Origin of the sequence: Brevundimonas sp. TWP2-3-4b1, assembly GCF_049897665.1 — a bacterium.
GTDB lineage: Bacteria > Pseudomonadota > Alphaproteobacteria > Caulobacterales > Caulobacteraceae > Brevundimonas > Brevundimonas subvibrioides_B.
Map to the genome: position 1 here is coordinate 52,099 of NZ_JAFCWQ010000014.1, position 13,725 is coordinate 65,823.

Genomic DNA, 13,725 nt, shown 5'->3' on the forward strand with positions numbered 1-13,725 from the left:
GTGTCGTCAGGCCCCATCCTGTCCGGAATGACCGGCTTCGGCCGGGCCGACGGCGCCCTCGACGGCTGGACCTGGTCGGTCGAGGCGCGCTCGGTCAACGGTCGCAATCTGGAGGTCCGCTTCCGGGGCCCGAATGGCTTCGACAACCTCGAGCGGCTCGCCAAGGCGGCCGGTCAGGCGCGTCTGAGCCGGGGCCAGGTCACGATCGGCATCCAGGCGCGCCGCGCGCAGGGCGACGCCTCGGCCTTCAAGGTCAACGAGGCCGTTCTGGCCCGATATTTTCAGCTCGCCAACCAGCTGGCGGAGGAGGGGGCGACGCCGCCGTCCGCCGACGGCCTGCTGGCCCTGCGCGGTGTGCTGGATATCGACGAGGAGGCTGAAGATCCCGAGGCGCGCGCCCCGATCGAGGCCGCCATGGCCGCCACCGTCGAACAGGCGCTCGATGCGCTGAAGATCTCCCGCGAGCGCGAGGGCGCCCAGTTGCGGCCCGTGATCGAGGACTTCGTCTCCCGCATCGAGAGCCTCGTCGCCACGGCCGAGACCGGGGCCGCCGCCCAGACGGAAGCCGTCCGCGAACGCTTCGCCCGCCGCATGGCCGAACTGGCGCTCGACGCGCCGGGGCTTGAAGACCGGATCGTGCTGGAGGCCGCCGCGCTCGCGACGAAAGCGGACGTGCGCGAAGAACTGGACCGGCTGACCGCACACGTCGCCTCCGCTCGCGCCCTGCTGGATCAACCGCCCTCGGGCCGCAAATTGGACTTCCTGATGCAGGAGTTCATGCGCGAGGCGAACACCCTCTGTTCGAAATCGGCTACGACCGCGCTGACCGCCACAGGCCTGGACCTGAAAGCGGTCATCGAACAGCTTCGAGAGCAAGTACAGAATGTCGAATGAACGCACGCCCCGTCGGGGCGTCCTCCTGATCGTCGCCAGCCCCTCGGGGGCCGGCAAGACGTCGCTGTGCCGGCGGCTGATGGCCGACCATGGCGGGCTGGAGCTGTCGGTCTCGATGACCACGCGCGGCATCCGCCCGGGCGAGGTGGCCGACCGCGACTATCACTTCGTCTCGCCGGAAGACTTCCAGAGCCTGATCGACGCCGACGCCTTCCTGGAATGGGCCGACGTCCACGGCTCGCGCTACGGCAGCCCGCGCGCGCCGATCGACAAGGCCCTCGCCGAAGGTCGTGACGTGCTGTTCGACATTGACTGGCAGGGCGCGCGCGATATCGCGACGAAGTGCCCGGAAGACGCCGTGAGGGTCTTCATCCTGCCGCCCAGCCTTGAAGAGCTGAAGCGCCGTCTGGTGACCCGGTCGCAGGACGCCGACGACGTCATCGAGCGCCGCATCGCCAACGCCAAGGGCGAGATCGAGCACTGCACGGATTTCGACTACGTCTTCGTCAACGACGACTTCGACCGCTCCTATGCGGAGCTGGCCCACATCTATCACTCCGAACGCAGCCGCCGGTTCCGCAACATCTGGGTCGCCGACTACCAGTCGGCCCTGCTGGCCGAGGCCGTCTAGGGCCTCTCGCCTTTCTCTTTCCGTGCACCCCGGCGAAGGCCGGGGTCCAGATGGCGAACTCCGACCTGCCTGCCATGCTCGGTGCGAAATCCCGGCGACCAGGTCTGTGATCTGGACCCCGGCCTTCGCCGGGGTGCACGGTGAAAAAGGCTGCGACTGAAGCCTTCCCCATCAGGCCGGGACGTAGGTCAGCCGGACCACCGACTCGCCGATCGGTTGGTTTCCCACGAGCCGCAGCGGCGGCCGGGCGTCCTTGAAGAAGGGCGTGCCGTCGCCCAGCACGACCGGGTGCAGATAGATCTGATACGCGTCGATCAGCCCCATCGGCATCAGGATCGCGGCCAGGGCCGGTCCGGCGACCGCGATCTCTCCGTCCTGTTCCGCCTTCAGCGTGCGGATCGCCGTCTCCAGGTCGCCCTTCAGCAGCGTCGCGTTCGGACCGACCGACGTGTGCGACCGGGACGCGACCCATTTCGGGGTGTCGCGCCAGGCCCCGGCGTAGTCCCGCTCGGCATCGTCCCACCCGGGCTGATTCTCGTCCCAGTAGCGCATGATCTCGTACATCCGGCCGCCGTAGAGGCTGCCCGTCACCCGGGTCATGTGCTCGATGAAGTGGCGGAACAGGACGGCGTCGGGCTCGAAGCGCTCGTGGTCCACGTAACCGTCCAGGGACTGGTTCAAACCATAGATCAGCTTCGCCATCTCGCCCTCTCCCTGCGCGGCGAAAGATTAGCCCGAGGCTTACCGGAGTCCATGCCGGCGCCTGCGGCACGGCCGAACTAGGAAATAATTCACACCAACAGCTTGCTCTCGTCGGTCCGCCTCGCCATCTCAGGCCTTGGTCTTTGACAGGATGGGGCGGGCAGGCGGCGTCGAGAGGAGCGGAGAGTCCAGATTTCTTGCACTGTGCAAGTAAGAAACGTGAGACAACATATTGTAACTAAATGATTTGCACTTTTGCACTGTGTTTTTTTCGGAGTGCAATTCGCCGTCAGGCGGACCGGTCCTCGAACCACGGCGTGACGCGGCGCAGGGCCTCCTCGATCTCCGGCGTCGAGACGGCGAAGCTGGAGCGCATGAAGCGGTGGCCGTCGACGGGATCGAAGTCCACGCCGGGCGCCGTGGCCACGCCGGTGTCTCTCAGAAGCTGCTCGCAGAAGGCCACGCTGTCGTCGGTCAGGTGGCCGATGTCGGCCCAGATGTAGAAGGCGCCGTCGGGCGGGGCGATCGACTTCAGGCCCAGAGCCGGCAGGGCCTCCAGCATCAGGGCGCGGTTGCGGGCATAGGTCTCGATATGGCCCTCTAGCACCGCGTGCTGGTCCATCGCGACCAGGCCCGCGTGCTGGCTCAGCGACGGCGGGGTCAGGAACAGGTTGCCGATGTAGGCGCGGGCCCGCTCGATATGGTCGTGCGGGACCAGCAGCCAGCCCAGCCGCCACCCGGCCATGCTCCAGTATTTGGAGAAGCTGTTGATCACCATGGCCCCGGGCGCGAACTGCAGCAGCGACGGCTGGGGCCCGACGTAGCTGAGGCCGTGGTAGATCTCGTCGGACAGGATCTGGATCCCCTTGCGCGCACAGACCTCGGCGATGGCGGTCAGTTCCTCGGCCGCGATCACCGATCCCGTCGGGTTGGCCGGGCTGGCGATGATCACCCCGGCGGGCGCAGGCTCCAGCGCATCAAGCGCGGCGGCGGTCAGCTGGTAGTGTTCGTCGGGTCCGCAGGCGATCTCCACCGGGACCATCCGCAGGGCCTTCACCGTGTTGCGGTAGGCGACATAGCCGGGCCGGGCCATGGCGATCCGGTCGCCGGGCGCGAACCGCGACGACAGACCCAGGACCAGGGCCGGCGAGGCCCCGTTGGTCAGCAGCAGCTGGTCGGGCGAGACGCTGACCCCATATCGCTCGTCGTACAGCCGGGCGATGCGGGCCTTCAGCGGCGCGCTTTCCCAATAGCCCATGCTGTCGGCGTCGAGCACGCGGTGCGCCTCGGCGATGGCGGCGGGCGGGGCGCCGGTCGAGGGCTGGCCGAACTCCATGTGGATCACCGACCGCCCCTCGGCCTTCAGGGCATGGGCCAGACGGCTGATGGCGATGGCGCGGAAGGGTTCGATCTCACTCACGACTGGAGGGCTCCGGCGAGGCGAAGGAAGCCCGCGATGTCGATGACTTCGGCGCGGGCGTCCGGGTCGATCCCGGCGGCTTCGCACAGGGCGCCGCCACCCAGCTGTTTCAGGCTGGAGCGCAGCATCTTCCTGCGCTGGCCGAAGGCGGCGGCCGTGATCCGCTCCAGCCGCTTCAGGGTCGCGACGTCGGGCCGGTCGGCGCGAGGCACGACATGGACGACGGCCGAGGCGACCTTGGGCGGCGGGGTGAAGGCGGCGGCCGGCAGATGCATCACGATCTTCACTTCGGCCACGGCCTGGGAGATGACCGCCAGGCGGCCGTAGGCGTCGTCCCCCGGCGCGGCCACGATCCGCTCGGCGACCTCCTTCTGGAACATCAGGGTCATGGCCACGGGCGTCCACGCTCCCGTCAGCCAGTCGATCAGCAGGGGCGTGCCGACGTTGTAGGGCAGGTTGGAAAGGACATGGGCCGGGCCTTCGACCAGCGTCCCCTGATCGACCTTCAGCGCATCGGCCTCGACGATGGTCAGCCGCCCGTCGCCGGTGTCCAGCTCAGCCAGCAGCGGCAGGAAGCGCGGATCCTTCTCGATCAGCACCACCTTGCCGGCGTCGCTCTCGAGGATGGCGCGGGTCAGGCCGCCCGGGCCGGGGCCGACCTCGATGACGGCGCGACCCTCGAACGGTCCGGCCAGGCGGACGATCTTCCGCGTGATGTTGAGGTCCAGCAGGAAATGCTGGCCGAAGCTCTTCCTGGCCAGCAGGCCGTGGGCTTCGAGGGATTCGCGCAAGGGGGGGAGATCGGTCACCGGGCCGTGTTAGCCTGCCGCTCGCCGCGCCGCCATCTCCGAGGCCAGACGGATGGCGGCGATCAGGCTGTCGGGCCGCGCGATTCCCTTGCCGGCGATGTCGAAGCCGGTGCCGTGGTCGGGCGAGGTGCGGATGACCGGCAGGCCCAGTGTCGCATTCACCCCGCCCCAGAAGTCCAGCGTCTTCACCGGGATCAGGGCCTGGTCGTGGTACAGGCAGATGGCGGCGTCGTACCGCGCCCGCGCCTCGTCATGGAACATCGTGTCGGCGGGCAGGGGATCGGTGATGTCGATCCCCTCGGCGCGCAGGGCCTCGGCCGTCGGCCTCAGGACGGTGATCTCCTGCAGGCCGAGGGCCCCGCCTTCGCCCGCATGCGGGTTGAGGGCGGCGAGGGCCAGGCGAGGTTGGGCGATGCCGAAGTCGCGACGCAGGACCTCGTGGACGACGCGGGCGGTGCGGGCGACGCGCTCCCCGGTCACCAGTTCGGGCACCTGGTCCAGGGCGACGTGGATGGTGACAAGGCAGGCGCGCAGGTCCCTCGCCGTCAGCATCATCACCGGGCCGCGCGTCCCGGCGTAGGGAGCGTCGGCGGTCAGTTCGGCGATGAACTCGGTGTGCCCCGGGAAGCGGAAGCCGGCGGCATAGAGGGGAGCCTTGGCGATGGGGGCCGTGACCACGCCCGACGCCTCGCCCGACAGGGCCAGTGCCACGGCGCGCTCGATCCAGTCGGCGACCACGCCGGCATTGCGCGGATCGGGCTTGCCCGGCTCGATCGGGGCTGGAGCCGGATGATTCAGGACGGGCAGGGCGCGGGCGAAGACGGTCGCCGCATCGGACAGGTCGCCGATCTCCCGCACGGGCACGCCTTGCGCCTCAAGCACCCGGACGTCGCCGATAACGACGAAAGGAGCCTGCCCCGAGAGCGCGCTCCAGGCCTTGGCGATGATCTCCGCACCGACGCCTGCCGGTTCGCCCAGGGTGAGGACCAGCGGCCCCACGCTGTCGGAAACCGCCGCCACCCCGGTTACTTCATTTCGATCAGGGAGTCGGCCCGCAGGTCACGGATATAGCGGCGCGCCAGCATCGCGAGGTTCTGGTTCCGCAGACGGGCCTCGACCTCCTGGTAGCTGGGGACGTCCACCCCGCCCACCCGACGGCCGCAGACGGCGAGCAGGTGGATGCCGAGAGGCGTGCGGACCGGGTTCGACACCGTGTTCAGCTCGGCCGAACGGGCCACCTGCTGGAACTGGGGCGCCAGGTTGGCCACGTCGCTTTCGCCGAGGTCCGAACCGAGCAGGCCCGCTTCCGACGTCGCCCGCTGCAGAATATTGTCGCAGGTCAGGCTGGCGCGGATCCCTTCCAGACGCTGGGTGGCGGCGGCGACCTCTTCCGTGGTCGCGGTCTCGGGAAGCTCGATCATCGCCTGCTTCAGCGAGACCAGGCTGGTCGCCGCGCCTGTGCGCTTGTCGCGCATGTAGATGATGTAGACGCCGCCATCGACCGGAATGGGACGCGACAGTTGACCGACCTGCAGCGAGTCCAGAGCGGCCTGCAGAGCCGGCTGCACCGTGCCCTGGACGACCCAGCCGGCGTCGCCGCCGCGGGCCGCCGAAGGCGCGGCCGAGAACTGGCGGGCCACGGCCTGGAAGGCCGCGCCCTGGACCATCTGGGTGACCAGCTGCTCGGCGCCGTTCACGGCCGCCTGCTGGCCGCCGACGCGGTTTGCCTCAAGATAAATCTCGCCGATCAGATACTGGGGCTTGGACGCGGCTTCGGTCAGTTGGCGCAAGGTCTGATCGACCTGGGCGCGGCTGACGCGCGAGCGACTGTTGAAGCGACCACCGACCAGTTCACGCCAGCCGATTTCGGTGCGCAGCTGTTCGCGCATAGCCTCGGGGCGGATGCCGCCCTGGGCCAGGAAGGCCATGTAGTTCTCGGGCGTCGTGCCGGCCTCCTGCGCCATGCCCGCGATTTCCTGATTCACTTCCTCGTCGCTGATCTGCAGGGTCTCGTAGTTGGCGATCTCCTGGGACTGGAGACGTTCCTCGATCAGGGCCTGAAGGGCCTGCTGCTGGATCGCCGGGATATTCTCCTCGGTCGGCTGCACCTGGCTCATGGCGATGACCGACAGCATGCGCTGACGCAGGTCGAAGCCGGTGATGACCTGGTCGTTGACCGTAGCGACGATGCCGTCCGCCAGGGTGAACTCGGGTTCCGCGGCGGCGGCGGTGGCGGGGGCCTGCTCGGCGGCAGGATCGAGAGTGCCCGCCGCCTGGCCCGCGGGGGCGGTCTGGGCAATCGCCGCACCGGCGACCAGCGCGGCCATCGCGACCCCGGCCGTAAAACGCATCAAACGCATGGTCAGTCCTGATTCCTTCGAGCCTGCTGCCCCGATTCTCCACCGGGTTGGCGCACGCCTTTACGTGTCATGCCTAACGCAAGCCGTTTGATCCATAGCCTGACCCTCCAAAAGTGGCGAGGTTTAGACGGAAGTAGACACCCCCGGATGGGCCGGTGGGGCTGACGCGGGTGTTGTCGCGGCGATAGCCGACCTCGATGCGGAAGCAATCGTCATCGAACACGACGCCGACTTCCGAGCGGGTGATCAGGTTGCGTTCAAGGTCAGCGATGCCGGCGACGGCCACGCCCCAGTTTCCCGCGATGAATTGCTGGCCCGCCAACTGCACGAATTCGTAGTTGCGGTTGAGTGGTCCATCCTGGGGATTGGAGCGGTCGACGATATAGCTGGCGGTCGCCAGGTTGCGACGGCCCCAACGGCCGTCCACGGCCATCTCGGCGCGGCGGATGTCGCCCGATCCGTCCACCGTCGCATGGCCCCAGCCCCGGATTCGGTCGGACGGCTGGAAGCTGCCCTGAACAACCCAGTCGGAGGTCTGGGCCGCCAGCCCGGTCGGATCGTAGAGGTTGTTCGGCGCGTCGGGGATCGGGATGCGGAAGTCGTCCTGTTCGGCGTCGCGCATGCTGCGTCCGACAAACAGGCTGGCGGTCCGGCCCTCGCTCCAGCGCAGGGTCGCGCGCACCCCGGCCGTGATGCGGACCCCGGCCTCCATCAGGTCGTAGCCAGGGAAGCGGTCGATCCGGAACAGGGACGATTCGTCCAGCTCCAGCGTCTGGGCGTCCTCGACCGGGATGCGCGGATCGAGGTCCGGATCTGTCGAGATCGAAATCTGGCCCAGCGGCTCGACGATGAGATCCGCCCCGTCGCTGAGGCGGCGGATCAGGGGGTAGCTGACGTCCAGGCCGATCGTGGCACGCTGGCGCGTGATGGTCTCGTCTTCCAGCCCGAGGATCGGCGGCAGGTCGGCGACCGAATAGACATCGACGCGGCCATCGACGAACGGCTCGTAGCGCACGCCTGCGGGTGAGGTGAAGGACCGGCGCCAGTCCAGCTGACCGGTCACACGCCGGCTGTCGACGCCGGGCAGACCGAGGGTCGAGCCCACCGGAATGATCTCGGGCCGCAGGACGGGGCTGCCGAAGTAATCGTCGCGATAGAGCGACACGGCGGACCCGCGCAGGCGCAGGCGGCCGCCGAGGACGGCGCCGGCCGGCTCCCACCGGGCGTCGATCAGGGGCGCCACGAGCGGCAGGGAGCCGTCGGACTCGAACACGTTCAGCGCCGGGGTCACGTCGTTGAACCGGGCGACCCGCAGGCTCTGGATCGAGAAGGCGGCGACCGACAGATAGGACCGCGCGGTCTGGCGTTCGGCGTAGAGCTGGCTGATCAGCCGGCGCTGGTCGCCGTAGTAGAGGCCGTTGTCCTGATACGGGTCGATGACGTCGTAGCGGTCGAACAGGGTCTTGTCGGAGGTCCGCTCGGCGGTGAAGCCCCAGCGCCAGGGGCCCGCCGGATCGAACTTGCCGTAGCCGAGGAAATAGCTGCGGCTGGTGCGGTCGCCGAAATCGACGTTGCTCTCGGCCCGACCATCGCCGTTCAGGTCGAAGTCGCCGAAATTCCGGGCATAGGTATAGCCGCCGCGGGCCACGATGGTCCCCTCGGCGAAGCGGCGGCGCCATTGCAGGTTCAGGAACGGCAGGACCCGGGTGTTGAACTGCGGGCTGATCAGCCAGTCCTCGGACGGCGACATGACTTTCAGATAGGGCGTCTCCACCGACACGCCACGCCCGTCGTCATAGTTGAAGATCGGGATCAGGAAGCCCGAGGCCCGCTCCACTGTCGGATCGGGATGGGCAAAGAAGGGCGTCCAGAGAACCGGAACCCCGCCGACCTTGAACACGGCGTTGCGATAGAGAACCGCGCGCAGCTCCTCGTCCTGGACCACCTTCTCGGCCTGGATCGAGATACTGGGCGTCTTCGGATTGCCCTCGGCGTCGCAGATCGGGCAGGGGGTGAAGAGCGCGTAATTCAGCTCGTTCACGTTCTCGGAACGCCGCACTGCCGTGGCGGCCATCAGGCTGGCGCCGTTGGTCGTGCGGGTGGCGAAGTCGACGGCCACGCCGGCCCGCAGGTCGGAATCGAGCTCGAGGTGGCTGGCGAAGACGGTGTTGCGATCGGGATCGACCAATTCCACGTCGCCGTCCGCCGTGCCGATGCCCTGGGCGATGTCATATGTGACCGCGCGGCCGCGCAGGGTGTGCCCCTGGAAACGGGCATAGACCCGATCCCGTTCGCCCGTGGCGCTGATGACGTCGCCCTGACGCCCGGCCTGGTCGGCTTCGATATAGATCGCATCCGGCGTCAGGCCGTCCTGAACCACGGCCGGCGGCGGGGCCTGGGCGGGCGCGGTCTGGGCCATCGCGGGCAGAGGCGTACAGGCCAGCAACGCCGCCCCCGCCAGGAGGCGGTCGCGCAGTGCGTTCTTGCGAGAGACGGCGCCTTCAGCCCGCATTGATCAACCGTTCCTTCAGGCCCCCGCCGGAGGCCCGCTTACCCGTCTTCGGTATAGAACAGCAAGGTGAAGGCAGCGAGCGCTGTCAGGATCGCGGGCAGCCAGGCGGCCACGAACGGCGGCACCACCTCGGCCGAGCCCATGGCGGCTGAGAACTGACTGAGGAAGAAGAAGGCGAAACCCAGCACCACGGCGGCGACCGCCATGCGCGCCAGGTCGCCCAGACGCATCAGTCGCAGCGAGAAGGCGGCGGCCAGGATGGTCATGGCGGCGAAGGCCAGGGGCGTGGACAGCAACGACTGGAGCCGGAGCCGGTAGGCGGTGGATGAGAAGCCGGCGTCCTCGATGCGCTGGATCTGGCCGGGCAGGGACCAGAAGGGCGTCGACTGCGGCCGGGCGAAACGCTCGAACGCCTCTTCGTCCGCGAGCGCCGACGGCAGGTCGAGAGTGGCGTAGCGGACGGCGCGCTGGCCGGTCTGGGCGCCGACCGCGTCGAACAGCCGCCAGCGGCCCGCGCTGAGACTGGCAGATGGGGCGTCGATCCTTTCGGTGAACTGGCGCTGTCCCTGCGGATCGGTGGCGTAGATGAAGAAGGTCACGTCGAGCAGCCGCGCATTGGCGCGGTCCTGACGACCGGCGCGGATCACCATCTGGCGTGGGCCCTCGCCCTCGCGCAACCAGATCGCCTGTTGCTCCTCCGCTCCCAGCACGGACCCCGAGATGCGGGCGCGCTCGCGCTGGAACAGACCGTCGGCCGAGGCGGCCACGGGGCCGATCACGGTCACTGTGAGCACGCCGAGCACGAGCGCGGCCCCGGCTGCGGGCAGGACGAACCGCCAGGCGGACACCCCCGCCGCGCGCATGGCGACCAGCTCCGAACGCCGGTTCAGACCGACGAAGGCCCCCAGGGTGCCGAACAGGAAGACGAAGGGCAGAAGCTGGACGATCACCGCAGGGGACTTCAGCAGCATCAGTCCGAGGATGCGCAGGCCCGACAAGTCGGTGTCCGACCCCAGGCCCCGCGAGATCTCCACGAAGTCGATCAGCATCACCAGGGCGGCGATGACCGCCAGGGCAACGCCTAGCGCGCGGGCAAGCTGGATCAGCACATAGCGTTCGATCCGCCCGATGCGGAGCGCGCTCAGGATGTGCCGGGGCGCGTCGGCGATGGATCCGAAGCCGCTCATGCGAACCGCGCCTTCAACTGGGCAACAGGCGACCGGCCTTTCGACCGGCGGGGCTTCAGCGCCCGGAACAGGAGTCGAAGGGCGAAGGCGGTCGCCGCGATGGGCAACAGATACTGGAAGACGTTCAGCCAGCTGTTCCAGGCGCTGGCGGCGACGACCGCGTAGCCGAAGATGCGGACCAGCAGGAAGGCGGCGGATGCCTTGGCTATCCTCATGCCGTAGCCCGTGCGGCTGATGGCCCCTCCCATGATGGCGGCCAGGGCCATGGCCATGGCGGTCAGGGCGTAGAGCGGCGAGGACAGGCGGCTGTGCGCCTCGGCCAGCAGTTCGCCGCGGGGACCGGTGTCGCGGATCAGATCGGGCGTCGGGGTGAAGAGCTGGGTGATCCAGAGGTCGGCGGGCTTGTAGCGGATGTGCTCGTCGTTGCTGACGTACTGACCCAGCGGGAAGACGTAACCGTCGAACGACAGCTGGTTCAGCACGCCCTTGGAATCGTACTGCTGCCACGAGCCCTGTTTCATGGTCAGGACGGGCTGGCCGTCGACCCGGCCGAAGCGCGCCTCGGTCGCGTCCCAGGTCGTCGATTTGTCCCCGTCCTCGACGTAGATGAAGAGGTTCTTCAGCAGGCCATTCTGTTCGATCTGCTGGACGTAGACGGTCAGGCCGTTGGGGCCCTGAACGAACCGGCCCTCCTCGACCAGCAGGGCGGCGAGGTCGGTACGGATCTCGAACGCCTGTTCGCGCGAGGTGCGCTGGGCCCAGGGCTGGATCACGACATTGGTCGCAAGGGCCACGAGAGCCACGGCCAGGGCCAGCCGTGCCGAGGGCGCGATCATCTGCCAGCGCGACATGCCGCTGGCGTAGGCGGCGGTCAGTTCCTGTTCCCGCTGCAGTCGGGTCAAGGCGATCAGGGCCCCGACGAACAGGCCGATGGGCAGGATGACGCCGACCAGCTGAGGCACCGCCAGCAGCGTCAGTTTCAGCATGACCCAGACGCTCTGCCCGCGCTCGACGATGACCTCGAGCTGGTCGAGGCTCTGGCTCAGGAGGCCGATTCCGACCAGCGAGCCGCAGGCCGCCAGGACGGGCAAACTGATCTGGCGGAAAAGGTAGCGTTGAATCAGGGTCATGCGGGCGATGAAATCACCCGGTTGCGGGCGCGGACGTTGGGGCGCATCTAATACACGTCCGGGCGCGCCGCCGACAATGGCGGGCGTGACCACCCACAGTTCAATGACCGGGAGTCTACCCCGGCCGGAGTGCGCGTTTCCATGAAGATCGATTTCGTCGCCGAAGCCGGCGTAGCAGGCGTTCTCGCCATCCTCGTCCATGACGGTCGCAGCCTGACCGGGGCGGGCGGCGATCACGACGCCGCCGCAGGCGGGTCCCTGACCCGGGCGATGTCCGCCAGCCGCTTCACCGGCGGCGCCAATTCCAGCCTGATCATCGCCGCGCCCACGGGCGTCAAGGCCGATAGCATCGTGCTGGTCGGTGCGGGCGAGGCCGGCAAGTTCGACGACCTGGCGCTCGAGACCGCCGCCGGCGCCGCCTACAACGCCGTGAAGCTGTCGGGCGCAGAGACCCTGACGATCGATCTTGGGCACCTGTCCGCAGCCGAGGCCGCGCGCGCCGCCTTCGCGGTTCGTCTGGCCGCCTATCGCTTCGACAAGTACCGGACCAAGGAAAAGCCGGACAAGATCCCGTCGATCCAGACCGTCCATATCATCACCGGGGACATCGCCGCCGCCAGGGCCGCGCTGGAACCGCTGAATGCTGTCGCCGACGCCGTCTACTTCTCGCGCGATCTGGTCGCCGAGCCGGCCAACATCCTCTACCCGGCCGAGTTCGCCCGACGGGTCAAGGAGCTGGAGCGTCTGGGCCTGAAGGTCGAGATCCTCGGCGAGAAGGAGATGGAGAAGCTGGGCATGCACGTCCTGCTGGGCGTGGGTCAGGGTTCGGTTCGCGAGAGCCAGCTGGCCGTCATCCAGTGGAACGGCGGCAAGGCCGGCGACGCGCCGATCGCCTTCGTCGGCAAGGGAGTCTGCTTCGACACCGGCGGCATCTCGATCAAGCCGGCCGCCGGCATGGAAGACATGATCTGGGACATGGGCGGCGCGGCCGCCGTGGCCGGCCTGATGCATGCGCTGGCGGGCCGCAAGGCCAGGGTCAATGCCGTCGGCGTCCTCGGTCTGGTCGAGAACATGCCCGACGGCAACGCCCAGCGCCCGGGCGACATCGTCAAGTCGATGTCGGGCCAGACGGTCGAGGTCATCAACACCGACGCCGAGGGTCGCCTCGTTCTCGCCGACGCCCTCTGGTACACACAGGACCGCTTCAAGCCGAAGTTCATGGTCGATCTGGCCACGCTGACGGGCGCCATGATCGTCGCCCTGGGCCTCGACTACGCGGGCGTGTTCTCGAACTCCGACGCACTGGCCGACGCCATCCTGGCGGCCGGTCCCAAGGTCAACGAGAACGTCTGGCGGATGCCGCTGCCGCCGCAGTACGACAAGATCATGGACAGCGTGAACGCCGACGTGAAGAACTCGGCCGGTCGCGATGGCGGGTCAATCACGGCCGGCCTGTTCCTGCAGCGCTTCACCAACGGCGTGCGGTGGGCCCATATCGACATCGCGCCGGTGGCCTGGGTCACCAAGTCCACGCGGACGACCGTCCCCGACGGCCCCGTGGGCTGGGGCGTGCGTCTGCTGGATCGCATGGTGGCCGACACCTACGAAGGCTGATCGGGTGAGCGGGACCGGGGAAATCTGGTTCTATCATCTGGAGCGGTCCACGCTGGATCAGGTCCTGCCTGAACTGCTGGACCGCACCCTTCAACGCGGCTGGCGGGCGCGGGTCCGGGTCGCCGACCCGGATGCACGCCAGGCCATCGACGAACGGCTGTGGACCTGGCGGGACGAGTCCTTCCTGGCCCACGGCCTGTCGGATCAACCCCATCCGGAGCGCCAGCCCATCCTGCTGACGGCGGGAGACGAGAACCCGAACGGGTCTCAGGCGCTGTTCATTGTCGATGGTTCAGACATGGACCTCACAGAGGAGTTCGAGCGATGCTTCATCATCTTCGACGGTCGCGACGAGACGGCGCTGCACCGGGCGCGGGAACGCTGGAAGGCCCTGAAGGAGCAGGGGGCGAACCTTGCCTACTGGAAGCAGTCGGACGAGGGGCGCTGGGAAAAAGCGGCCTGATCG

At 68.4% G+C, this 13,725-nt stretch carries 12 protein-coding genes; 4 read left to right on the top strand and 8 right to left on the bottom strand.

Annotated elements, in window-relative coordinates:
* Positions 1-27 precede the first annotated feature (27 nt).
* Positions 28-894, top strand: coding sequence for a YicC/YloC family endoribonuclease (locus ACP7A5_RS11655; RefSeq protein ID WP_426042104.1), 867 nt, complete (start codon positions 28-30; stop codon positions 892-894).
* Positions 884-1,525 (top strand): guanylate kinase, encoded by a 642-nt coding sequence (gene gmk, locus ACP7A5_RS11660; protein ID WP_426042072.1) that lies wholly within the window; start codon positions 884-886, stop codon positions 1,523-1,525. Before ACP7A5_RS11655 ends, gmk begins: the two co-directional genes overlap by 11 nt.
* Positions 1,526-1,696: 171 nt before the next feature.
* Here gmk and ACP7A5_RS11665 read toward each other — a convergent pair whose 3' ends face one another.
* The 8 genes from ACP7A5_RS11665 to ACP7A5_RS11700 all read right to left on the bottom strand — a co-directional run bounded on the left by ACP7A5_RS11665 (position 1,697) and on the right by ACP7A5_RS11700 (position 11,645).
* On the bottom strand, positions 1,697-2,227 hold the full coding sequence (locus ACP7A5_RS11665; RefSeq protein ID WP_426042073.1) for a dihydrofolate reductase family protein: 531 nt from the start codon (positions 2,225-2,227) through the stop codon (positions 1,697-1,699).
* A gap of 289 nt (positions 2,228-2,516) precedes the next feature.
* Complete coding sequence (locus ACP7A5_RS11670) at positions 2,517-3,647, bottom strand: pyridoxal phosphate-dependent aminotransferase (RefSeq protein ID WP_426042074.1); 1,131 nt, start codon at positions 3,645-3,647, stop codon at positions 2,517-2,519.
* Complete coding sequence (rsmA, locus tag ACP7A5_RS11675; protein WP_426042075.1) at positions 3,644-4,456, bottom strand: 16S rRNA (adenine(1518)-N(6)/adenine(1519)-N(6))-dimethyltransferase RsmA; 813 nt, start codon at positions 4,454-4,456, stop codon at positions 3,644-3,646. The genes ACP7A5_RS11670 and rsmA overlap by 4 nt, the downstream gene beginning before the upstream one ends.
* A gap of 9 nt (positions 4,457-4,465) precedes the next feature.
* Positions 4,466-5,476 (bottom strand): 4-hydroxythreonine-4-phosphate dehydrogenase PdxA, encoded by a 1,011-nt coding sequence (gene pdxA, locus ACP7A5_RS11680; RefSeq protein WP_426042076.1) that lies wholly within the window; start codon positions 5,474-5,476, stop codon positions 4,466-4,468.
* Between the two features lie 5 nt (positions 5,477-5,481).
* The gene (locus tag ACP7A5_RS11685) at positions 5,482-6,816 is read right to left on the bottom strand and encodes a peptidylprolyl isomerase (RefSeq protein WP_426042077.1); all 1,335 of its coding nucleotides are present in this window, start codon (positions 6,814-6,816) and stop codon (positions 5,482-5,484) included.
* A 73-nt stretch (positions 6,817-6,889) separates the two neighbouring features.
* Complete coding sequence (locus ACP7A5_RS11690; protein ID WP_426042078.1) at positions 6,890-9,328, bottom strand: LPS-assembly protein LptD; 2,439 nt, start codon at positions 9,326-9,328, stop codon at positions 6,890-6,892.
* Between the two features lie 38 nt (positions 9,329-9,366).
* The gene (gene lptG / locus ACP7A5_RS11695; RefSeq protein ID WP_426042079.1) at positions 9,367-10,515 is read right to left on the bottom strand and encodes an LPS export ABC transporter permease LptG; all 1,149 of its coding nucleotides are present in this window, start codon (positions 10,513-10,515) and stop codon (positions 9,367-9,369) included.
* Positions 10,512-11,645: an LptF/LptG family permease gene (locus ACP7A5_RS11700; RefSeq protein ID WP_426042080.1), complete on the bottom strand. Its 1,134-nt coding sequence runs from the start codon at positions 11,643-11,645 to the stop codon at positions 10,512-10,514. Before ACP7A5_RS11700 ends, lptG begins: the two co-directional genes overlap by 4 nt.
* Positions 11,646-11,786: 141 nt before the next feature.
* On the opposite strand from ACP7A5_RS11700, the gene ACP7A5_RS11705 reads away from it, so the two are divergent.
* Both ACP7A5_RS11705 and ACP7A5_RS11710 read left to right on the top strand, forming a co-directional pair.
* The gene (locus ACP7A5_RS11705; protein ID WP_426042081.1) at positions 11,787-13,259 is read left to right on the top strand and encodes a leucyl aminopeptidase; all 1,473 of its coding nucleotides are present in this window, start codon (positions 11,787-11,789) and stop codon (positions 13,257-13,259) included.
* Positions 13,260-13,263: 4 nt separating this feature from the next.
* Positions 13,264-13,722 (top strand): DNA polymerase III subunit chi, encoded by a 459-nt coding sequence (locus tag ACP7A5_RS11710; protein WP_426042082.1) that lies wholly within the window; start codon positions 13,264-13,266, stop codon positions 13,720-13,722.
* Positions 13,723-13,725: the final 3 nt, after the last annotated feature.

Coding starts and splice junctions, on each gene's coding strand:
- ACP7A5_RS11655 (WP_426042104.1), top strand. CDS start 28: ATGACCGGCTTCGGCCGGGCCGACGGCGCCCTCGACGGCTGGACCTGG.
- gmk (WP_426042072.1), top strand. CDS start 884: ATGTCGAATGAACGCACGCCCCGTCGGGGCGTCCTCCTGATCGTCGCC.
- ACP7A5_RS11665 (WP_426042073.1), bottom strand. CDS start 2,227: ATGGCGAAGCTGATCTATGGTTTGAACCAGTCCCTGGACGGTTACGTG.
- ACP7A5_RS11685 (WP_426042077.1), bottom strand. CDS start 6,816: ATGCGTTTGATGCGTTTTACGGCCGGGGTCGCGATGGCCGCGCTGGTC.
- ACP7A5_RS11690 (WP_426042078.1), bottom strand. CDS start 9,328: ATGCGGGCTGAAGGCGCCGTCTCTCGCAAGAACGCACTGCGCGACCGC.
- lptG (WP_426042079.1), bottom strand. CDS start 10,515: ATGAGCGGCTTCGGATCCATCGCCGACGCGCCCCGGCACATCCTGAGC.
- ACP7A5_RS11700 (WP_426042080.1), bottom strand. CDS start 11,645: ATGACCCTGATTCAACGCTACCTTTTCCGCCAGATCAGTTTGCCCGTC.
- ACP7A5_RS11705 (WP_426042081.1), top strand. CDS start 11,787: ATGAAGATCGATTTCGTCGCCGAAGCCGGCGTAGCAGGCGTTCTCGCC.